This window comes from Pseudomonas sp. TH06, assembly GCF_016651305.1.
In the GTDB taxonomy this organism is placed as follows: domain Bacteria; phylum Pseudomonadota; class Gammaproteobacteria; order Pseudomonadales; family Pseudomonadaceae; genus Aquipseudomonas.
This window is the reverse complement of the sequence record NZ_JAEKEC010000003.1, coordinates 439,645-463,259: the sequence shown is the minus strand read 5'-3', so window position 1 is coordinate 463,259 and position 23,615 is coordinate 439,645. Positions and strand designations below refer to the sequence as shown.

8 protein-coding genes and 1 pseudogene are annotated in these 23,615 nt (G+C 62.6%); 4 read left to right on the top strand and 5 right to left on the bottom strand.

Translation table 11 applies throughout. The features are described 5' to 3' along the window. Positions 1-3 precede the first annotated feature (3 nt). Positions 4-156, bottom strand: a pseudogene (locus JFT86_RS29420) (CPBP family intramembrane glutamate endopeptidase); the annotation flags it as partial. Positions 157-341: 185 nt separating this feature from the next. Beyond that, complete coding sequence (inhA, locus tag JFT86_RS26845) at positions 342-1,028, bottom strand: isonitrile hydratase (protein WP_201239117.1); 687 nt, start codon at positions 1,026-1,028, stop codon at positions 342-344. Between the two features lie 89 nt (positions 1,029-1,117). Between inhA and JFT86_RS26840 the strand changes: the two genes are divergently transcribed. After that, positions 1,118-2,089 (top strand): GlxA family transcriptional regulator, encoded by a 972-nt coding sequence (locus tag JFT86_RS26840; protein WP_201239116.1) that lies wholly within the window; start codon positions 1,118-1,120, stop codon positions 2,087-2,089. A 144-nt stretch (positions 2,090-2,233) separates the two neighbouring features. Here the strand turns inward: JFT86_RS26840 and JFT86_RS26835 are convergent, their stop codons facing one another. The 3 genes from JFT86_RS26835 to JFT86_RS26825 all read right to left on the bottom strand — a co-directional run bounded on the left by JFT86_RS26835 (position 2,234) and on the right by JFT86_RS26825 (position 5,632). Continuing rightward, a complete protein-coding gene (locus JFT86_RS26835) occupies positions 2,234-2,623 on the bottom strand; it encodes a hypothetical protein (RefSeq protein ID WP_201239115.1) in 390 nt (129 codons plus the stop codon). Positions 2,624-3,012: 389 nt separating this feature from the next. After that, on the bottom strand, positions 3,013-4,839 hold the full coding sequence (locus JFT86_RS26830) for a glycoside hydrolase family 15 protein (protein ID WP_201239114.1): 1,827 nt from the start codon (positions 4,837-4,839) through the stop codon (positions 3,013-3,015). Further along, on the bottom strand, positions 4,832-5,632 hold the full coding sequence (locus JFT86_RS26825; RefSeq protein WP_201239113.1) for a glucose 1-dehydrogenase: 801 nt from the start codon (positions 5,630-5,632) through the stop codon (positions 4,832-4,834). Before JFT86_RS26825 ends, JFT86_RS26830 begins: the two co-directional genes overlap by 8 nt. A gap of 257 nt (positions 5,633-5,889) precedes the next feature. Here JFT86_RS26825 and JFT86_RS26820 point away from each other — a divergent pair, with 257 nt between their 5' ends. The 3 genes from JFT86_RS26820 to JFT86_RS26810 all read left to right on the top strand — a co-directional run bounded on the left by JFT86_RS26820 (position 5,890) and on the right by JFT86_RS26810 (position 23,615). Continuing rightward, complete coding sequence (locus JFT86_RS26820; RefSeq protein ID WP_201239112.1) at positions 5,890-7,062, top strand: MFS transporter; 1,173 nt, start codon at positions 5,890-5,892, stop codon at positions 7,060-7,062. A gap of 78 nt (positions 7,063-7,140) precedes the next feature. Then, positions 7,141-7,875 carry an alpha/beta fold hydrolase gene (locus JFT86_RS26815; RefSeq protein WP_201239111.1) on the top strand — a complete coding sequence of 245 codons (735 nt, stop codon included), beginning with the start codon at positions 7,141-7,143 and terminating at the stop codon, positions 7,873-7,875. Between the two features lie 179 nt (positions 7,876-8,054). Next, positions 8,055-23,615, top strand: a complete 15,561-nt coding sequence (locus tag JFT86_RS26810; RefSeq protein WP_201239110.1) for a non-ribosomal peptide synthetase — start codon at positions 8,055-8,057, stop codon at positions 23,613-23,615.

The following is a 23,615-nucleotide window of genomic DNA, read 5'->3' as shown; positions in this document are numbered from 1 at the left end:
GCTTCAACCCGCGAGCATCGGATAGGTGAACAGGGCGAAATGCAGCAGGTTCAGCCCGAAGTGCGTGGCGATCGCCGCGCCGAGTCCGCCGAAACGGTAGGCCAGACCATAGCCGACACCTGCCAGCCCCGCCAGCAAAACCCAGGTCCAGCCCGCGCGCGTGGGGACAAGTGAAGGTGTGGCGGCAATTGGGGACAACCCAAATATCTGCGGCAACCCCCGATCAACTGTAGGAGTGAGCCTGCTCGCGATAGCGATGTATCAGCCAACATTTGCGTTGAATGACACACCGCTATCGCGAGCAGGCTCACTCCTACAGGGGGATGTGTAAGGCGAGGGATCTAGCGCAGGTTGAGTTTTGCCGCGGCGCGCTCGGTGATTTCCGTGCGCAGCTTCAACGATGGTGCTGCACGTAAACGTGCTTCATCGACAATTGCACCTGGCGCGGTATCCGGGCTGCCCGAATTGAACGGCGGCGCTGGCGCGTACTCAAGTTGCAACTGCACCAGTTGCGCCGTGTCGGCATCGAACAGCTCAGCCGCCAGCACCAGCGCAAAATCGATCCCTGCGGTAATCCCGCCGCCGGTAAACAGATTGCCGTCGCGAACCACCCGATCCTTCACCGGGATCGCGCCCAGCGTCGGCAGCAGATCGTGATACGCCCAATGCGTGGTCGCCCGTTTGCCTCGCAGCAGACCCGCCGCGCCGAGCACCAGCGACCCGGTGCACACCGACGTCACGTAACGCGCTTGCGCAGCCTGGCGCTTGATGAAATTCAGCGTCACCTCATCCTCCATCAACGCCCCGACGCCGCCACCGCCCGGCACACAGATCACGTCCAGATCCGGGCAATCCTCAAACGTGGTGGTCGGTTTCAGCAGCAGGCCGGTGCTGGCCGTGACCGGCATCAGATCCTTCCAGATCAAATGCACCTGCACGCCCGGCAGCGACGCCAGTACGTCGTAAGGGCCGGTCAGGTCGAGTTGCTGAACCTGTGGAAACAACAGAAAACCGATCTGCAGCGTCATCGTTCTTGCTCCATGAAAAGGGGTGGACGGCTTCACTGTAGGCGCGTAGGTTCTGGCGCATACGCCAATCACCCCACGAATTACGCCAAATGCCCAAAGCCATCCACGTACTCGCGTTCGCCAATATGCAGATCCTCGACGTCACCGGGCCGTTGCAGGTGTTCGCTTCGGCCAACGACCTCGCCCGCCAGCGCGGCTTGCCGATGCCTTATGCACCAAGTGTGATTGCCAGCGGCGGCGGGGCGGTGATGTCGTCGGCAGGGTTGGCGGTGTTGGCCGAACCGTTGCCCGACGCGCCCAGCGATACGCTGATCATTGCCGGTGGCTGGGGCATTTATCCGGCGGCGGAAGATGTGCCGCTGGTGGATTGGGTGCGCGAACACGCAGCGAAATGCCGGCGCGTCGCCTCGGTGTGCACCGGGGCATTTCTGCTCGCCGCCAGCGGCTGGCTCGATGGGCGCCGAGTGGTTACCCACTGGACCCGCTGCGAACAACTGGCGCAGCAGCACCCCAAACTTCAAGTCGAAGCCAATCCGATTTTCATCAACGACGGCCCGGTCTGGACCTCGGCGGGAGTCACCGCCGGCATCGATCTGGCGCTGGCGATGGTGGAAGAGGACCTCGGTCGCGACATCGCACTGGACGTCGCCCGGCATCTGGTGGTGTTCCTCAAACGCCCGGGCGGACAGTCGCAATTCAGCGTGACGCTATCGCTGCAAAACCACGGCAATCGTTTTGACGACCTGCACGCGTGGATCGCCGAAAACCTCACCTGCGACCTCGGCATCCCGACCCTGGCCGAGCAGGCGGGTATGAGCGAACGCAGCTTCGTCCGCCACTACCGCGCCGACACCGGCCAGACCCCGGCGCGGGCAATCGAGTTGATCCGTGTCGAAACGGCGCGACGGTTGCTCAGTGATACCGGGCTGCCGGTCAAACGCATCGCCGCCAATTGCGGGTTTGGCAGTGAAGAGACGCTGCGCCGCAGTTTCCTGCGGGCGATTGGCGTGACGCCGCAGGCCTATCGCGAGCGCTTTTCGCTCAGCGCTGTAACAGATTGACGGGACGACCCTGACCCTGTGGCGAGGGAGCTTGCTCCCGCTGGACTGCGCAGCAGGCCCATGCTTTTGAGCCCAATTGGGGGTCGCTGCGCAACCCAGCGGGAGCAAGCTCCCTCGCCATAAAAGCCTTATGCCTCGTATGGATCAGACCTCGGCTTCTGCCACCTGATTGAAATACTTCGTCCGATCCGGGGTAAACGTCACCAGCATCTTGGTGCGCGAACAGGTCAGCGAGCGTTCTTCGCTCAAATCGATATCCAGATCCTCGCCGCGCAACCCCTGCCACTGCGCCAGATATTTCAGCGAGCCGTATTTTTCGTTTTTCTTCAGGCTGCGACTGACGCCGCCCTTCCAGCCGAGCACCGGTAATTCTCCAGCGAGGCATTTCGAGGCGAGGTCGGGGAAGCGTGCGGCGCGCTGGCGGCCGATTTCCCAGCATTTGATCAGGCCTTTGTCGGCGGCTTCCCAGAGCTGGGTGCGGGTCAGGCCGCTGCGAAGGGGCGTGTCGATACTGCGCTGGACGTGCTGGGTCATTCTGGTTCCTTGAATTCGGGTTTTATTGGACAGCTCCGCTGTGCCCGTTGCGGTGGATGGTAGGGGGGGATGTAACAGCTGGCAACAAGGTATTTCCGGGTGTAAGTACAAGTTGCAGGGGAGGGATTGGGTGGTGGTGTTTAGCGAGTGTAGGAACTGAGCCGCGCAACTGTGGTGAGGGGATTTATCCCCGACCGGCTGCGCAGCAGTCGCAAAGTCAGTGAATACGGTATTTCTGGAGGAATGGGGGCGCAGGGTTGGGGACTGCTTCGCAGCCCATCGGGGATAAATCCCCTCACCACAGGGGGGGCACTCCGCTGATTGGTGAGTAGGACCTGGCCTGGTGAAGCGCAGATTTGTGGAATATGTCCTACAGACAGTGGCGAGCTTTACGGCTGCCACTCACTCTTTTCCCCACTCAAGCGTCGATCGAGAAAGCTCGCCGCACTGATCAACGCCAGATGCGTCAACGCTTGCGGGGTATTGCCCAGATGCCGGCCATGGCTGTCGAACTCTTCGGCATACAGCCCCAGCGGATTGGCGTAGCGCAGCAACTGTTCAAACTCCAGATGAGCCTTTTCCACCTGACCGGCGCGGGCCAGGCATTCAACGTACCAGAACGAACACGCGGCGAACGCGCCTTCGGTGCCGGTCAAACCGTCGATGTTGGCGTCATCGTTGCGATAGCGGTAAACCATGCCATCGCGTACCAGATGTTTCTCGATGGCCTCAAGGGTCGAGAGCCAGCGCGGATCCTTGGCGCTGACGAAACGCACCAGCGGCATCAGCAGCATCGAACCGTCGAGGGCTGTACCGCCCTTGTACTGCACGAAATGCCCGCGTTCTTCATTCCAGAAGTTGTCCCAGATGTCGGCGTAGATCGCCTGGCGGGTTTGATCCCATTGGGCGAAGGGTGCCGGTAACGAGCGTTTCGAGGCCAAACGAATGGCCCGGTCCAGTGCCACCCAGCACATCAGCCGTGAATGAAGGAAGTGATGTTGCTCACCGCGCATTTCCCAAATGCCTACGTCGGTGGTCTGCCATGTCTCACAGACTTGATCGACGACTTCGCGCACGTGTTTCCAGCCTTCGTGGGAAATCGCGTCGCCGTACTTATTGACCAGATACACCGCGTCCATCAACTCGCCGAAGATATCCAGTTGAATCTGGTTAAACGCGCCATTGCCGATGCGCACCGGTTTGGCGCCGCCATGCCCGGACAGATGGGCGAGTTCGGTTTCCGGCAATTCCTGGCGGCCGTCGATGGCATACAAGATGTTGAGTTTCATCGGCTGGCCATGGCAATCGCTGACCCGTCCGCGCAGCCAGTTCATGTAGGCATTGGCTTCGCCGACGAAGCCCAGACGCATGAAGGCGTAAACGGTGAAGGAGGCGTCGCGGATCCAGGTGTAGCGGTAATCCCAGTTGCGTTCGCCGCCTGGAGTTTCCGGCAGGCCGAAGGTCGCGGCGGCGAGGATTGCGCCGTGTTTGCGTGAGGTCAGCAGCTTGAGTGCGAGGGCGGAGCGGTTGACCATTTCCCGCCAGCGTCCGCGATAAATCGACTGGCCGATCCAGTCGCGCCAGAACTTCAGCGTGCGCTCCATGCAGAACTCGCCGGCACCCTCGGCAAACCGTGGGTCGTCCGTGGCACCTAGCATGAAGGCTGCCGTCTGATCCTGCTTTAGGGTGAACCGGGCAATCGCTGCTGCGGCGTCAACCTGTAAGGTCTGGTCCGAGGCCAGGCGCAGCGTCGGTTGCCCGCTGGCGCTGAACAATACGTCGTTGTTATCCAGCGCTGCGCTAGTGTCGGCACGGGCATAGTCGTGGCGTACGGCGCAGCGCATATGGAAAGTCGCCTCGCCGCTGACCACGCGCACACGGCGCATCAGCAGTGGCAAGTCATCTTCGCTGTCACTCACCGGCAGCATGTCGGTGATTTCCACCACGGCGAACTCGCTCAGCCAGCGGGTTTGCAGCACATTGGTGTCCGGCAGGTAAATCTGCTCGCGCCGGGCATCGGGCAGGTCCGGCGCCAACTGGAAAATCCCTGCGTCGGGGGTGTCGAGCAGCGAACAGAAAATCGACGGGCTGTCGAATTCCGGCCAGCAGAAAAAATCCACACTGCCCTTGTCGTTGACCAATGCGGCACTGCGCATGTCGCCGATGATGCCGTGGGCGTCAATCGGGCTCTGTCGTTCTTGATGATGCTCAGCCATTGCCGCGAAACTCCGGATAAAGACTCATGCCGCCGTCGATGAACAGGGTGGTGCCGACGATGTAATCGGCGGCATCCGAGGCGAGAAAGACCACAGCGTTGGCGACGTCTTCAGCATCGCCGATGCGCCCGTAAGGAATCAGATCAAGCAGTTTTTCACCCGCAGCGCCTTCGGTGGCGGCGGCATTGATCGGCGTGCGAATCGCCCCCGGCGCGATACCGTTGATGCGAATGCGCTGGTGGCTGACTTCCTGGGCGAGGGTTTGCATCAACTGATCGACACCGCCCTTGGACGCTGCGTAATTGACGTGTCCGGCCCACGGGATGCGCTGGTGCACCGAGCTCATGTGGATGATTTTGCCGGCGGCGCGGGACACACCTTCGCGAATGCCTTGGCGGTTGAAAATTCGTAGGGCGGCGCGAGCGCAGAGGAATTGGCCGGTGAGGTTGACGCCGATCACCGTATTCCAGTCATCCAGCGACATATCCACAGCCGCCGCGTCTTTTTGCAGGCCGGAATTGGCGATCAGAATGTCCAGTGAGCCGAAGGCGTCGAGAGTCTCGGCGAACAGCCGCTCCACTTCGTCTTCCTTCGACACATCGGCACCGATGGCCAGTGCCTGACCGCCGTCGGCAATGATCTGGCGGGCCAGTGCTTCGGCAGGTTCGGCTTGGCGGTTGTAGTTGATGACCACGGCAGCGCCAGCCGCAGCCAGCGCTTTGGCGACCGCGTGGCCGATGCCGGAACTGGCGCCGGTGACCAGTGCAACCTGGCGGGCGAGGGAAATGTGCATGGCTGAGGCGCCTGGGTTGAGGGCTTAACTAGCTGACCGATTGCCAGGCGTGAGAGTTCACTCGATGCCGGTGTTGCATTGATTTTGCCGGCCCCCTCGTGAGCAGGCTCGCTCCCACAAAGATCCCTGTAGGTCGCAAATCCCGTGTGGGAGCGAGCCTGCTCGCGAATGAGCCTTCACATTCCACCAACAATTCCCGGCTTCCCGGTTCATCGGCCTTTATGGCAACTTGGCGGCCCTTGATGAGGCCGCAGTCCATGGCAAACCCCTATCGCGATTTGTTCACCGCCCCCGGCGCCCGCAATTTTGTACTGGCCGGGATGATCGCGCGCATGCCGATTTCGATGACCGGTATCGGCGTGATCACCATGCTCTCGCAGTTGAAGGGTGGGTATGCACTGGCCGGTGCGGTGGCGGCGACGTTTGCCCTGGCCACGGCGTTTTGCGCACCGCAGGTGTCACGGCTGGTCGATCGCTTTGGTCAGGGAAAAGTGCTGCCCATTTCAGCATTGATCGGCGGCGGGGCACTGCTGATGTTGCTGCTGTGCACGCGATTGCAGGCGCCGACCTGGACGCTGTTCATCTTCGCCGCACTGGCCGGTTGCATGCCAAGCATGTCGGCGATGGTGCGGGCGCGCTGGACCGAAATCTATCGTGGCCAACCGCAATTGCAAACGGCATATGCGCTGGAGTCGGTGCTTGATGAAGTTTGTTTCATCGTCGGCCCGCCGTTGTCGGTGGGGTTGTGCGTGGCGGTGTTCCCCGAAGCCGGGCCGCTGGCGGCGTTGTTGATGCTGGCGATCGGTGTCAGTGCATTTGTCGTCCAGCGCAGCACCGAACCGCCGGTGCATCCGCACGAGTCGCATCAACAGGGTTCGATCATTCGCTCGACTGACATTCAGTGGTTGCTGGCGCTGATGCTCGCCATGGGCGTCATCGTTGGCGTGGTGGATGTGGTCAGCGTCGCTTTCGCACAGCAACAGGGGCAACCGGCGGCGGCAAGCATTGTGTTGTCGGTGTACGCCATCGGGTCGTGTCTGGCCGGGATCGCATTTGGGGCGATGCGCTCGAAACTGCCGTTGCCGCGACTGTTCATGTACGGCGGTATTGCAACCGCAGTGACGACGCTGCCGCTGTTGTGGGCGAGCAATATTTTCGGCCTCTCGGTGGCGGTATTTGTCGCGGGGCTGTTTTTCTCGCCGACGTTGATTGTGGCGATGGCGCTGGTCGAGCGTATCGTGCCGTCGGCCAAGCTCACCGAAGGCCTGACCTGGTTGATAACAGGTCTGAGCATTGGCGTGGCGATCGGTGCGGCGGGATCCGGCGCGTTGGTGGATGCGTATGGCGCACGCAGCGGTTTCTGGCTGGCGATTGCGGCCGGGGCGGTGGTGCTGGGTGCGGCTGTGCAGAGTTTCCGTCATTTGAAATGACTGGATAGACGCGCGCGGGTTAATTTCTGCAGGGCCGCCTTCGTTCTTTTATACAGACAACTTTTCGAGGTAAGCCGGGTGACTCAGCTGACATTGCTGTGCCTTCCTTATTCGGGCGCCAGTGCCATGGTTTACAGCCGCTGGCGGCGCAAACTGCCGCAGTGGCTGACGCTGCAACCGGTAGAACTGCCGGGTCGCGGCGCACGGTTTGGCGAAGCGCTGCAAACCGATATGCGGGCGCTGGCCCGTCAGTTGGCCAGCGAACTGCAAACGACCCTGCGCGCGCCTTATGCAATTTTCGGCCACAGCCTTGGCGCGCTGCTGGCCTGCGAGCTGGCCCATGCCTTGCGCGCCCTGGGGTTGCCGGAGCCGGTGGCGCTGTTCGCCTCCGGCACGGCAGCGCCGACGCTGCGCAGTGAATATGATCGCGGTTTCGCTGAACCGAAAAGCGATGCCGAACTGATCGGGCAGTTGCGCACCTTGAATGGCACCAGCGAAGAAATTCTCGCCAACGCCGAATTGATGAGCCTGACCCTGCCGGTGCTGCGTGCCGACTTCCTGTTGTGCGGACGTTTTCAGCCCATCCAGCGACCATTGCTCAAATGCCCGGTGCATGTGCTCGGCGGTACCGCCGACCGAGCGACCACCGAGCAATTGATCGGCTGGAGCAAGGAAACCCTCGGCAGTTTCTCCGTGGACATGCTCGCCGGCGGTCATTTCTTTATTCATGAACACGAAGCCAAAGTGCTGAAAGTCATCAAGGATCAACTCGACGTTCATCACCGCCGGCACTCAATGCCCGCCACTGCCTGAACATCAGCACATTTAAAGTGGGAGCAAGCACGCTCCCACAGCGTTTCCTGCCCGTCTGAAAATCCCCGCCTGCCTCGCTCCTGATACTTCCTCTCATTCGCTAATTTTTCCGGTGTGCATTCGTTTTATAGGGACGACGTGCCTTTGTGCTTCCTGCCTACTGATCCGGATGCTGAGAAATGAATGCTGAAGACTCCTTGAAACTTGCTCGCCGGTTTATCGGGTTGCCCCTGGAAAAGCGCCAGATGTTCCTCGCGGCCCTGCAAAAGGAGGGCGTGGATTTCGCCCGGTTTCCGATTCCGGCCGGGATCGAGGCCGAAGACCGCCAGGCGTTGTCTTACGCGCAGCAACGGATGTGGTTTCTCTGGCAACTGGACCCGCACAGCGGTGCCTACAACTTGCCGGGTGCGGTGCGCCTGAGCGGGCGGCTGAATCTGTCGGCACTGGAGCAGGCGTTTGCCGCACTGGTCGCCCGCCATGAAACCCTGCGCACGGTGTTCCAGCGGCAGGCGGATGACAGTCTGCTGCAAGTGCCGGCCACGGCGACCTTGGACATCCGTCACGAAGATTTCAGCGCGCTGCCGGCCACCGAACGCGAGGAGGCTGTCGTTCGTGCCGCCGAGCAGCAATCGGTGTTGCCGTTCGATCTGGCTGTCGGGCCGTTGCTGCGGGTCACCCTGCTCAAGCTCGCCGGGCAGGAGCACGTATTGCTGCTGACCCTGCACCACATCGTTTCCGATGGCTGGTCGATGAACGTGCTGATCGACGAATTCATCCGTTGCTATGACGCCTTTGACGCCGGCCAGCCTCCGGCGCTGGCAGCGCTGCCGGTCCAGTACAGTGATTACGCGCTGTGGCAACGCCGTTGGCTGGAAGCCGGCGAGCAAGCGCGGCAACTGGAATACTGGCAGGCGCAGTTGGGTGATGAGCACCCGGTGCTGGAATTGCCGCTGGACCATTCGCGCCCAGCCATGCCGAGCTATCGCGGCACGCGCTATGAGTTTGCCGTCGACGGCCAATTGACCGAGCAACTGCGCGCCACCGCGCAACAGCATCAAGTCACGTTGTTCATGTTGTTGCTCGGCGCGTTCAATGCGCTGCTGCACCGTTACACCGGGCAGACCGACATCCGTGTCGGCGTGCCGATTGCCAACCGCAATCGCGCCGAGATCGAAGGTCTGATCGGTTTCTTCGTCAACACCCAGGTGCTGCGTACCAGGCTGGATGGCCAGACCCGCGTCGACGCGTTGCTGCAAGCGATCAAAGAGACGGCGCTCGGCGCTCAGGCACATCAGGATCTGCCGTTCGAGCAACTGGTCGAAGCGCTGAAACTGGAACGCAGCCTCAGTCACACGCCGCTGTTCCAGGTGATGTACAACCACCAGCCGCAGGTGGCCGATATCGCCGCCCTCAGTACGGCCTCGGGCCTGGTGCTCGACAGCCTCGAATGGCAAAGCCGCACCACTCAGTTTGACCTGACACTCGACACCTACGAGAAAGGCGGCAAGCTACACGCTGCACTGACTTACGCCAGCGATCTGTTCGACGCGCCGACCATCGAACGGATGGCGCGGCACTGGTTGCGCCTGCTCAAGGCAATGGTCGCCGATCCTGCGCAACGCATTGGCGAACTGCCGTTGCTGGACGCGGACGAGCAGCACACGCTGGTGCATGCCTGGAACGCTACAGCAGCGGTTTATCCGAGCGGGCAGCCGATTCATCAATTGATAGAAGCCCAAGTGGCGCGCACCCCGGATGCCCCGGCGCTGGTGTTCGCCGAGCAAACCCTGAGTTATGCACAACTGGATGCCCGGGCCAACCAACTGGCTCATCTGTTGCGTGAACAAGGCGTGCGGGCCGACAGTCTGGTGGGGATTTGCGTCGAGCGCTCGCTGGAAATGGTGATCGGCCTGCTGGCGATTCTCAAGGCCGGCGGCGCCTATGTGCCGCTGGATCCGGAATACCCGCAAGAGCGTCTCGCCTACATGGTCGAGGACAGCGGCATCACTTTGCTGCTGACCCAGAGTGCGTTGCTGGCGTCGCTGCCGACGGCAGGGGTGAACGTCATTACCCTCGATCAGGAAGCTGACTGGCTGGATCGCTACAGCGAAGGCCGTGTCGATGGGGTCGTCGACCCGCTGAACCTCGCGTACGTGATTTACACCTCCGGCTCCACCGGTAAACCGAAAGGCGCTGGCAACAGTCATGCGGCGCTGGCTAACCGTTTGTGCTGGATGCAGGAGGCTTACGGGCTGGATGCCAGTGATTCGGTGTTGCAGAAAACCCCGTTCAGCTTTGACGTGTCGGTCTGGGAATTTTTCTGGCCGCTGCTGACCGGCGCGCGTCTGGTCGTGGCCGCACCGGGTGCGCACCGCGATCCATCGCTGTTGATCGAGACCATCAACCGCTACGGCATCAGCACGCTGCACTTTGTCCCGTCGATGTTGCAGGCGTTTATTCATGAGCCGGGCGTCGAGGCCTGTGTCGGCCTCAAGCGCATTGTCTGCAGCGGCGAAGCGCTGCCGCTGGATGCGCAACTGCAAGTGTTCGCCAAGCTGCCGAGCGCCGGGCTCTACAATTTGTACGGCCCGACCGAAGCGGCCATCGACGTCACCCACTGGACCTGTGTCGACGAAGGCGCCGACAGCGTGCCGATCGGTCGGCCGATCGCCAACCTGCGCACGCATGTGCTCGACGCCGAACTGTTGCCGGTGCCGAGCGGCGTCGCCGGTGAGTTGTATCTGGGCGGGGCAGGGCTGGCGCGCAGTTATCACCAGCGCCCGGCGCTGACTGCCGAGCGTTTTGTGCCGTGCCCGTTCCACGACGGCGCGCGCCTGTACCGCACCGGTGACCGGGTGCGCCAACGTGCCGACGGCGTCATCGAATACCTCGGGCGTCTCGATCATCAGGTGAAGTTGCGCGGCTTGCGTATCGAGTTGGGCGAAATCGAAACCCGCCTGATGCAGCATCCGCTGGTGCGTGAAGCCGTGGTGCTGGTGCAGGGCGGCAAACATCTGGTCGGCTATCTGGTGCTGGAAACCGCTCAGGCAGACGAACAATGGCAACAGGACGTCAAGGCCTTGCTGCTCGGCAGTCTGCCGGAATTCATGGTGCCGACCTACCTGCTGACGCTGGACAGGTTGCCGGTCACCGCCAACGGCAAGCTGGATCGCAAAGCCTTGCCGGAACCGGATGCCGCGCCGCAACAAGCCTTCGTTGCGCCGCAGGATGCCATGCAAAAGGCCCTGGCCGCGATCTGGGAAGACGTGCTCGGTCTGCAGCGTGTGGGTCTGGAAGACAACTTCTTCGAGCTGGGCGGTGATTCGATCATTTCGATTCAAGTGGTCAGCCGCGCGCGGCAGGCCGGGATCCGTATCAGCCCGCGCGACCTGTTCCAGTATCAGACTGTGCGCAGTCTGGCGTTGGTCGCAATCCTCGACAGCCTCAGCTCGGTGGATCAGGCATCGGCGATGGGCGAAGCGTTGCTGGGGCCGATCCAGCAGCAGTTCTTCAGCCGGGCGATGCCGCAGCGTGAGCACTGGAACCAGTCCCTGTTGCTGACCCCGCGCGAGGCGCTGAATGCTCAGTGGCTCGACACGGCATTGACCCATGTAATCAATCACCACGATGCCTTGCGTCTGCGTTTTGTCGAGGGCGTCGACGGCTGGCAGCAAGCGTACGCGGCACAGGTCGAACGCGCTGACGTGTGGCTGCGCACGGCCGAGACGACCGCGCAACTGAGCGCCCATTGCGACGAAGCCCAGCGCAGTCTTGATCTGGCCAACGGGCCGCTGTTGCGCGCGGTGTTGGTGACCATGGCCGATGGCAGTCAGCGCCTGTCGCTGATCCTCCATCACCTGGTAGTGGACGGTGTGTCGTGGCGCGTGTTGCTGGAAGATTTTCAGCAAGCCTACGAACAACTCGCGGCGGGCGGTGGTGTGCAATTGCCGGCCAGGACCAGTGCGTTCCAGAGCTGGACGGCGCGCCTGAGCACCGAGGCTTCGCGCTTCGACGATCAACTGGCTTACTGGAAAGCCCAGCACAACACCGCGCAGGATCTGCCGTGCGAACGCCCTGAAGGCAGTCTGCAAAACCGTTTCGGTAAAAAGATCGAATGGCGTCTGGACGCCGAGCGCACTCGCCAATTGCTGCAACAGGCACCGGCGGCCTATCGCACGCAGGTCAACGATCTGCTGCTGACAGCATTGGCGCGCACTATCAGTGGCTGGAGCGGTCAGCCGGGCACCCTGATCCAGCTGGAAGGCCATGGCCGGGAAGACCTGTTCGACGACATTGACCTGACGCGCAGCATCGGCTGGTTCACCAGCCTGTTCGCCGTCAATCTGGTGGCGACCGAGGACCTCGACGGTTCGATCAAGGCGATCAAAGAACAACTGCGCGCGGTTCCGGACAAAGGGCTGGGTTACGGCGTACTGCGTTACCTGGCCGCGCCGTCGGTGCGCGAAGAACTGGCTGCATTGCCTGCGCCGCGCATTACCTTCAACTATCTGGGGCAGTTCGACCGTCAGTTCGATGAGCAGGCGCTGCTGGTGCCGTCCACCGAGTTTGGCGGTGTCGCCCAGGATCAACAGGCGCCGCTGGATAACTGGTTGACGGTCGAAGGCCAGGTCTATGGCGGCGAATTGAGCCTGAGTTGGGGTTTCAGCTCGCAGATGTTCGATAGCGCCACCGTGCAGTATCTGGTCGATCGCTACGCCGCAGAACTGACTGCCCTGATCGAGCACTGCTGCGCCCTCGACACCGCGCAAGTGACGCCGTCGGACTTCCCGTTGGCGCGCATCAGCCAGGCGCAACTGGATGCGTTGCCGGTCGCCGCCGCCGTCATCGAAGATGTTTATCCGCTGTCGCCGATGCAGCAGGGCATGTTGTTCCATACCCTTTATGAACCGCAGGTCGAGGCGTACATCAGCCAGATGCGTCTGGACATTCAGGGCCTCGATCCACAGCGTTTTGCCGACGCCTGGCAAGCGGCGCTGGCGCGTCATGATGTGTTGCGCAGCAGCTTCCACTGGCAAGGCCTGGACAGCGCCCATCAAGTGATCAGCCGCCAAGTGCAACTGCCGCTGCAGGTGCTGGAAAACACGGACACCGATGCGCTGGCCGAGATGGAGCGGGCGCAAGGTTTCGGACTCGACTGCGCGCCGTTGTTGCGCTTGAAGCTGGTGCGCACCGCCGCCGATAGCTGGCATTTGATCTACACCAGCCATCACATCCTCATGGACGGCTGGAGTAACGCGCAGCTGCTCGGCGAGGTGATTTCGCACTACGCCGACGCGCGCTCATTGCCGGCGCCGGTGGGGCATTACCGCGATTACATGGGCTGGTTGCAGCAGCAATCGGCAGACGCTGGCAAAGCGTTCTGGAGCGCTGCGCTGGCGCCGTTGCAGGCGCCGACACTGCTTGCCGATGCCGTGCGTGCGCCCGTGGCTGGCCACGGCACAGACGAGCATCGCGAGGTGATCGACGCAGCCGCAACGCGGCGTCTGGGCGAGTTCGCCCGTCAGCAGAAAGTCACCCTCAACACGTTGCTGCAAGCGGCCTGGAGCCTGTTGCTGCAACGCTACACCGGGCAGGACTGCGTAGCGTTCGGCGCGACAGTGGCCGGTCGTTCGGCGCCGCTGCCGGGCATCGAGCAGCAACTGGGGTTGTTCATCAACACCTTGCCGCTGGTGTGCAACCCGCGCCCGGATCAGCGCGTCGGGCAGTGGTTGAGTGATCTGCAGGCGCAGAACCTGGCCCTGCGTGAATTCGAGCATGTGCCGTTGTACGACATTCAAGGCTGGGCAGGGCATCAGGGCTCGGCGCTGTTCGACAGTCTGCTGGTGTTCGAAAACTTCCCGGTCGCCGAGGCGCTGAAACAGGGCGCGCCGGCCGGGTTGACCTTCGGCAACCTGCATAACCATGAACGCACTCACTATCCGCTGACGCTGGGCATCGAACTGGGCGCCACGCTGAGCCTGGAGATGAGCTACGACGCTGCGCGATTCAGCGCCGCCCAAGTGCACATGCTCTGCGCCAACCTGCGCCACTTGCTTGAGCAATTGATCACCAACGTCACCGCTTGCCTCGGTAACCTGACGTTGCTCGATGCCGCTGCCACGCACACCATGCTCGCCCATTGCCAGCCGCCGGCGCTGCAATTGCAGCACACCGGCCTGGTGCACGAGCGCATTGCCGCGCAGGCCAAAGCCACACCGCAGGCGCTGGCCGTACAGTGCGGTGGACAGCGTCTGAGCTATGACGAACTCAACCGTCAGGCGAATCGCCTCGCTCACCGTCTGCTGGCCAGCGGTGCAGCACCGGGCAAACGCATCGGTCTGGCGCTGCGTCGTGGCCCGCAAATGATCGTCAGTTTGCTGGCCGTGCTGAAGACAGGCGCCGCTTACGTACCGCTTGATACCAACTACCCGGCGCAGCGTCTGGCCTACATGATCGAAGACAGCCGTGTCGATCTGCTGCTCGATGAATCCGCTCTGCTGCAAGACGTGCCGCTGCCGGCAGGTCTTGAACATTTGCACCTGGGCGAAATCATCGAGACGCTGGGCGCTTATCCGGACAGCGATCCGCTGAATCACGCCACGGTCGATGACCTGGCGTACGTGATTTACACCTCGGGTTCCACCGGCCAGCCAAAAGGCGTGGCGATTGCTCACGCGGCGCTGCGCGAGTTCTGCCAGACCGGTGCCGAGTATTCGGCGCTCACCGCTGATGATCGCGTGCTGCAATTTGCGACGTTCAGCTTCGATGGTTTTGTCGAACAGTGCTACCCGCCGCTGTGTGTCGGTGCGGCGCTGATCATGCGCGGTGACGAACTCTGGGACGTCATCCAGTTGGCCGAGCAGATCGTCGGCAATGGCGTGACCCTGGCGGACTTGCCGGCAGCTTATTGGTTCTTGCTGGCGCGTGAATGTGCTGGCGGCAACATCGCCAGCCTGGGCCCGTTGCGTCAGGTTCACGTCGGTGGTGAAGCGATGTCGGTCGAAGGCCTGCGCCTGTGGCACGAGGCTGGGCTGAACCACGTGCGCTTGCTCAACACCTACGGGCCGACCGAGGCGACGGTGGTGTCCAGCGTCCACGATTGCCGCCTGAGCGATGCCAACGATAGTTTCGGCATTCCGATTGGCCGAGCCATCCCCGGCCGCGCGTTGTACGTGCTCGACTGCGCCGGGCAATTGCTGCCGGCTGGCGGTGTCGGCGAGTTGTGCATTGGCGCGAGCGCCTGTCTGGCGCAGCAGTATTTCGACCGTCCGGCCCTCACCGCCGAGCGCTTCCTGCCAGACCCGTTTGCTGCCGAGGCGGGGGCGCGGCTGTACCGCAGCGGCGACCTGGCCCGTTATAACGAAAACGGCGATCTGGAATACGCCGGGCGGATCGACCATCAGGTGAAGATTCGTGGCTTGCGCATTGAGATGGGGGAAATCGAAGCCTGTCTGCAAGCACAGGAAGGCGTGCACGCCGCCGCAGTCATCGCTCAGGATTTCCCGGGGGGCGCACAACTGGTGGCTTATGTGGTGCCCGAAGCAGGCACCGAGCCTGCGACCGCGCAGGCGCAGTGGCTGGGCTCGCTCAAAGCTTCGCTGCAACAAGTGCTGCCCGATTACATGGTGCCGGCGCACCTGCTGTTGCTGGACGCGTTGCCCTTGAACAACAACGGCAAACTGGATCGCACCGCGCTGCCGAAAGCCGAACTGAACCAGGATTTGTGCGCTTATGCCGCGCCGCAGACCTTGCTGCAGGTGCAACTGGCGCAGATCTGGGAAGCCGTGCTGGAGTCCGGCGCGGTGGGGCTCAACGATCACTTTTTCGAACGCGGCGGTCACTCGTTGCTGGCCACCCAGGTGATTTCCCGGGTCCGCCAGACGCTCAAGCTCGATGTGCCGATGCGCACCCTGTTCGAGCAGCCGACGCTGCAAGCCTTTGCCGCCGCCTGCGCGACCCTGCAACACAGCGAAACTGTGCCAATGCTGGCGTTGCCGCGCGGTGATGCACTGGCGTTGTCTTATGCCCAGGAACGTCAGTGGTTCCTCTGGCAACTGGAGCCGGACAGCGCCGCTTACCACGTGCCAAGTGCGCTGCGCTTGCGCGGTGCGCTGGACATCGCTGCGTTGCAGCACAGCTTCAATCAACTGGTGGCCCGTCACGAACCGTTGCGCACCACGTTCCGTCAGGACGACGAACGCACCGTGCAGGTGGTTCATGCGCAGGGACAATTGACGATTGAACAACACCGCCTCAACACCGAAGAGGGGCCGGCGAACTGGGTGCAGGCGCAGATCCGCCAACCGTTCGATCTGTTGAACGGGCCACTGCTGCGCGTCGCTCTGCTACGGATGGCGGCGGATGATCATGTGCTGGTGATCACTCAGCACCATATCGTTTCTGACGGCTGGTCGATGCAAGTGATGGTGCGCGAACTGATGGCGATGTACGCCGCAGAATGCGCCGGACAACCGCTCGAACTGGCAGCGCTGACGCTGCAATACGCCGATTTTGCCCAGTGGCAACGACAGTGGATGGACGCCGGTGAGCGTCAGCGTCAACTCGATTATTGGAGGGCTCAACTCGGCGGCGAACAACCGGTGCTGGAGCTGCCGCTGGACCATTCGCGTCCGGCGGTGCAGAGCTATTGTGGCGCGCGGCTGGATGCGCCGCTGGAATCCGCGTTGAGTGCGCAATTGCAGGAGGTTGCCCGACGTGAGGGGGTGACGATGTTCATGCTCTTGCTGGCCTCGTTCCAGACCCTGTTGCACCGCTACAGTGGTCAGGACGATATCCGCGTCGGTGTGCCGATTGCCAACCGCAACCGCGCTGAAACCGAAGGCCTGATCGGCTTCTTCGTCAACACCCAGGTGATGCGTGCACAGTTTGCCGGGGACCTGAGTTTCCGTGATCTGCTGGCGCAGACGCGTCAGGCCGCAATGGGCGCCCAGGCGCATCAGGATCTGCCGTTCGAGCAATTGGTCGAAGCGCTGGCGCCAGAGCGGAGCCTGAGCCACAGCCCGTTGTTCCAGGTGCTGTTCAACCACCAGCGCGATGCCGCGCCGGTCACCGCTGTGGCGGATTTGCGCATCGAAGGCCTGCCGTGGGACAGCGCCACCGCCCAGTTCGACCTGACCCTGGACACCACCGAAACCGCCGCCGGGCTGATGGTCAGTCTGACTTACGCCAGCGATCTGTTCGAGGCGACGACCATCGCGCGCCTGTTCGAACACTGGCAGGCATTGCTGCGGGCGATTGTCGCTGCACCGCAGCAGGCGATCGCCGCGTTGCCGATGCTCGCCGCGCAGGAGCGTCAGCAGATTCTCGAAGACTGGAACGCCACTGCCACCGAGTACCCGTTGCACCTGAGCGTGCAGCAGTTGATCGAAGCGCAGGTGCTGCGCACGCCGGACGCCATGGCGCTGAAATACGCCGATGAATGCCTGAGCTACGCGCAACTCAATGCCCGCGCCAACCAGTTGGCGCACAAGCTGATGGCGCTGGGTGTCGGACCTGAAAGCCTGGTCGGCATCGCCGCCGAACGTTCGATCGAAATGGTCGTCGCGCTGTTGGCCGTGCTTAAGGCCGGGGGCGCCTATGTGCCGCTGGACCCTGAATACCCGCAGGATCGCCTGGCCTACATGATCGAAGACAGCGGCGTCCAGCTGTTGCTGACTCAGGCGCATCTGCTCGATGCCTTGCCATTGAGCGGTCAGGTACAAACCCTGTTGATCGAGGCGTCGCTGGAGGGCTTCGCGAGCGCCAATCCCGATGTAGCGGTCACAGGTGAAAACCTTGCCTACGTGATTTACACCTCCGGCTCCACCGGCAAACCGAAAGGCGCTGGCAACCGTCATGTCGCCCTGACCAACCGTCTGTGCTGGATGCAACAGGCCTATGAGATCGGCGCGGGCGACAGCGTGCTGCAAAAGACCCCGTTCAGCTTTGACGTGTCGGTGTGGGAGTTCTTCTGGCCACTGATGACCGGCGCACGTCTGGTCGTCGCAGCCCCGGGCGATCACCGCGATCCGGCAAAACTGGTGGCGCTGATCAATCGCGAACACATCACCACGCTGCACTTTGTGCCGTCGATGTTGCAAGCCTTCTTGCAAGACGCCGAGGTCGGTACGTGCACCAGCCTGCAACGCATCGTCTGCAGCGGTGAAGCGCTGCCGGCAGACGCGCAACAGCAAGTCTTCGCCAAGCTGCCAACTGCCGGGCTGTACAACCTTTACGGCCCGACCGAAGCGGCCATCGACGTGACGCACTGGACGTGTGTGGAGGAGGGCCGCGACAGCGTGCCGATCGGTCAGCCGATTGCCAACCTCGGCTGCTACATCCTTGACGATAACCTTGAGCCGGTGCCGACCGGCGTGCTCGGCGAGTTGTACCTGGCGGGCGTCGGTCTGGCGCGCGGCTACCACCAGCGTCCGGCGCTGACCGCCGAACGTTTTGCGGTCAGCCCTTTCGGCGCCGGCGAACGGATCTACCGCACCGGTGACCTGGCACGCTACCGCGCCGACGGCGTGATCGAATATGCCGGCCGAATCGACCATCAGGTCAAGCTGCGCGGCCTGCGTATCGAACTCGGCGAAATCGAAGCGCGTCTGCTCGAACACGCCAATGTCCGAGAAGCCGCGGTGTTGGTGATCGACGGCAAACTGTTGACCGGTTACGTGGTGCTGAACGAAGACAGCGCGGACTGGCGCGACACCCTGATGCGTCATCTGCACGCCGGGCTGCCGGAATACATGGTGCCCAACCAGTGGCTGACGTTGCCGCAGATGCCGTTGAGTCCCAACGGCAAGCTGGATCGCAAGGCGCTGCCGAAGCCTGAATTGGGCGCCGGCAAAGCCGAATACATCGCTCCGCGCAATGAGCTGGAGCAGCGTATCGCTGCGGTGTGGGCCGATGTGCTGAAGCTGCCGCGAGTCGGCTTGGCCGATAACTTCTTTGAACTGGGTGGCGATTCGATCATTTCGATTCAAGTGGTAGCCCGTGCCCGTCAGGCCGGAATCCGCTTTACCCCCAAAGACTTGTTCCAGTACCAGACCGTCCAGGCGCTGGCGGGCGTCGCGACGCTGGGCGATGGCGCGGCGCAGATCGATCAGGGCGCGGTCAGTGGCGCCACGCCGTTGCTGCCGTTCCAGCAGTGGTTCTTTGCGGCTGAGATTGCCGAGCAGCATCACTGGAACCAGTCGGTGATGCTCAAACCGGCCGTCAGCATTGAGGCAACTGCGCTTGAGCAAGCCTTGCAAGCACTGGTCGCGCATCACGATGCCTTGCGCCTGTCGTTCACCGAAACGGCCAGCGGCTGGACCGCAAATCATCACGCAACAACGATGCAACACACCCTGCTGATGCAGGCGAGTGTCAGCGATGAACAACAGTTGCAGGACGCTTGCCTTGAGGCACAACGCAGCTTCGACCTGGCTCACGGCCCGCTGTTGCGTGGCTTGTTGGTGACCCTGGCCGATGGTTCGCAACGCTTGCTGCTGGCGGTGCACCACTTGGTGGTGGACGGTGTGTCATGGCGGATTCTGCTGGAAGATTTGCAAAGCGCTTACCAGCAGCGCATCGACGGCAAGACCCCGCGCCTCCCAGCCAGGACCAGTGCCTTCAAGCACTGGGCCGAACGTTTGCAACAACACGCGCCGCAACGCGCTGGCGAACTCGAGCTGTGGCGCGCACAACTGGCTGATGCGCCCGTCGACCTGCCGTGCACCCATCCACAGGCCAGTCTGCAAAATCGTTACGCACACACCGTCCAGACGCGCCTCGATCAAGTGCTGACCCGACAACTGCTGCAACAGGCGCCGGCGGCTTATCGCACTCAGGTCAACGACCTGCTAATGACCGCGCTGGCCCGAGTCATCTGCCGCTGGACGGGGCACGCCTCGACCTTGATTCAGCTGGAAGGCCACGGTCGCGAAGACCTGTTCGACGACCTCGACCTGAGCCGCAGCGTCGGCTGGTTCACCAGCCTGTTCCCGGTGCGCCTGACTCCCGCCGCGTCGCTTGACGGTTCGATCAAGCAGATCAAGGAACAGCTGCGGGCGATTCCCGACAAAGGCCTGGGCTTCGGCGTGTTGCGTTACTTCGGCGACGAAGCGACCCGCCGTGAGCTGGCGGCGCTGCCGACACCGCGCATCACCTTCAACTACCTCGGGCAGTTCGACAGCCAGTTCGATGACGGCGCACTGTTCGCCCCGGCCAGCGAAAAGGCCGGCGACGAACAGAGCCCGTTGGCGCCGCTGGGCAACTGGCTGGAACTCAACGGTCAGGTCTACGGTGGCGAGTTGAGCCTGGGCTGGACGTTCAGCCGCGAAATGGTCGATGAAACGACCATTCAACGTCTGGCCGATGAATACGCGGTCGAACTGGCGGCGCTGGTCGAGCATTGCTGCGCCGCGCAGAACGCCGGCATCACGCCGTCGGACTTCCCGTTGGCGTCGCTCAACCAGCAACAGCTCGACGCCTTGCCGGGTGCCGGTGCCGATGTCGAAGACATCTACCCGCTGTCGCCGATGCAACAGGGCATGTTGTTCCACAGCCTGTACGAACAAGGTTCGGGCGATTACATCAACCAGATGCGCGTCAGCGTCGAAGGCCTGGATCCCGAGCGTTTGCGTCAGGCCTGGCAGGGCGCGGTCGACCGCCATGCGATTCTGCGTACGCGGTTCGTGTGGATCTCCGAGCAGGAACAGCCGCTGCAAATCGTCCAGCGCCAGGCCGAGTTGCCGTTCAGCCTGCAGGACTGGCGAGGCCGCGCTGACCTGCCGTCGGCGCTCGACGTGCTGGCGCAAGAGCAACTGCAACAGGGCTTCGACCTGTTGCAGGCACCGTTGCTGCGTCTGGTGCTGGTGCGCACCGATGATGACCGCCACGAAATGATCTACACCAGCCATCACATCCTCATGGACGGCTGGAGCAACTCGCAGTTGCTCGGCGAAGTGATGCAGCGCTACGCCGGTGCAACCCCGGCCGCGCCGCTGGGCCGTTATGCTGATTACATCGGCTGGCTGCAGCGTCAGGACGGTCAGGCCAGCGAACGCTTCTGGACTGAGCGTCTGGCCGACCTGGAGGAACCGACTCACTTGGCCCGCAGCTGCCTGGATACGCTGGCGACCGCTGGCCAAAGCGGTTACGACCAGCAAACCCGCTGGCTGGGCCGTGAGCAGACGCAACGTCTGGGCGCTTTCGCCCGTCAGCACAAGGTCACCCTCAACACCGTGGTGCAGGCCGCCTGGTTGCTGCTGTTGCAGCGTTACACCGGGCAACCGACCGTGGCGTTCGGCGCTACGGTCGCCGGGCGTCCGGCCGAGCTGCCAGGCGTCGAGCAACAGGTCGGTTTGTTCATCAACACCTTACCGGTGATCGCCACCCCGCGTGTCGAGCAACCTCTCGGTGAGTGGCTGCAAACAGTGCAGGCGCTGAACCTGGCCATGCGCGAATTCGAATACACGCCGCTGGCAGACATCCAGCGCTGGTCCGGGCAACGTGGCGAAGGCTTGTTCGACAGCCTGCTGGTGTTCGAGAACTACCCGGTGTCGGAGGCGCTGAACAACGGTGCGCCGCAAGGTTTGCGCTTCGGCCAGGCGTGCAGCCAGGAACAGACCAACCTGCCGTTGACGGTGCTGGTGGATCTGGGCGACAGCCTGTCGTTGCAATTCGCCTACGCCCGGCAACATTTCAGCGCTGCGCAGATCGAGCAGATAAGCGGCCACTTGCAGCACCTGTTGCAGCAAATGGCCGACTCATCGACGCAACGTCTGTTGGCCGACCTGAGTGTGTTCGATGCCGCGCAGCACCAGGCGGTGTTGCAGGACTGGAACCGTGCGCCGGCCACCTTTGCGCAAACCCGCACTCTGCCACAGCTGATCGAAGCACAAGTGCGTCGGGCACCGCAGGCAATTGCCGTGAGCCTGGGCGATGAACAATTGAGCTACGGCGAACTCAACGCCCGTGCCAACCGCCTGGCCCATGCCCTGATCGCACGGGGCGTCGGCGCCGATGTGCTGGTCGGTCTGGCTGCCGAGCGTTCGATCGACATGATCGTCGGCCTGGTCGCCATCCTCAAGGCAGGCGGCGCTTACCTGCCGCTGGATCCGCAGTACCCGGCCGAGCGCTTGCAATACATGATCGAAGACAGCGGCATTGCCTTGCTGCTGATGCAGCCGGGGGTGCTCGATCATCTGGCGGTGGCCGACAGCGTCGAAACCCTGCTGCTGGGTGATGACAGCCGCTGGCAGGATCAATTGGCAACCGATCCGCAGGTCTGGGCCGACAGCGCCAGCCTCGCTTACGTGATCTACACCTCGGGCTCCACCGGCAAGCCGAAAGGTACGCTGCTGGCTCACGACAACGTGCTGCGTCTGTTCGAGGCCACGGACCCTTGGTTCAGTTTCGGTGCCGAGGACCGCTGGACGCTGTTCCACTCGTACGCGTTCGACTTCTCGGTCTGGGAAATCTTCGGCGCGCTGTTGCATGGCGGGCGTCTGGTGATCGTGCCGCACAGCGTCAGCCGCTCGCCGCAGGAGTTCCATGCGCTGCTGAGCCGTGAGCGCATCACCGTGCTCAACCAGACGCCGTCGGCCTTCAAGCAACTGATGCAAGTCGCCTGCGACGCACCACAGGATGCACAACTGTCGCTGCGTTACGTCGTGTTTGGCGGTGAAGCGCTGGAAGTGCGCAGCCTGCGTCCATGGTTCGAACGCTTCGGCGACACTGCGCCACAACTGGTCAACATGTACGGCATTACCGAAACCACGGTTCACGTGACTTACCGTCCGTTGACCCTGGCTGATCTCGAACAGGATGCCGGCAGCCCGCTGGGCGAACCGATCCCGGACCTCGGCTGGTACGTGCTCGACGCCGACCTGCAACCGGTGGCGAAGGGCTGCATCGGCGAATTGCACGTCAGCGGCGCCGGGCTGGCACGCGGTTATCTCAAGCGTGCCGACCTCAGCGCATTGCGTTTCGTGCCCAACCCGTTCGGTGACGACGGCGCGCGGCTGTACCGCACCGGTGACCTGGCGCGCTATCGCGCCGATGGCCGGATCGAGTACGCCGGACGCATCGACCATCAAGTGAAGATCCGTGGTTTCCGTATCGAGCTGGGGGAAATCGAGGCGCAATTGTTGGCGCTGCCGCAAATCCGTCAGGCCGTGGTCCTCGATCAGCCAGGCGCCGGTGGCGTGCAACTGGTCGCGTATCTGGTGGCCGATCAGTCGGTTGAACTCGATCAACAGGGCCCGTGGCGTGAGCACCTGCGCCAGGCGCTCAAGCACAACCTGCCGGATTACATGGTGCCGGCGCACCTGTTGTTGCTCGACAGCCTGCCGCTGACCGCCAACGGCAAGCTCGACCGCAAGGCCCTGCCGCAACCGGATGCCAGCCTGCTGCAAAACACCTACGTGGCGCCTGAAAGCGAACTGCAACAGCAGATCGCCGGGGTCTGGGCCGACGTGTTGAAGCTGGAGCGAGTCGGCCTGACGGACAACTTCTTCGAGCTCGGCGGCCATTCGCTGCTGGCCACTCAGGTGGCCCTGCGTTTGCGCGAGTTGTTGGGCTTCGAAGTGCCGTTGGCCAACCTGTTCGCCAGTGCCGATCTGGCGGCTTTCAGCGCGGCCGTACAAGACCTGCAGCCTGATTTGCAGCCCGTTCATGATGTTTTGGCTAAATCCTTGGAGGCTCTCAATCGTTTATCAGCAGATGAACTTGAAAAACTGATTTCCTGA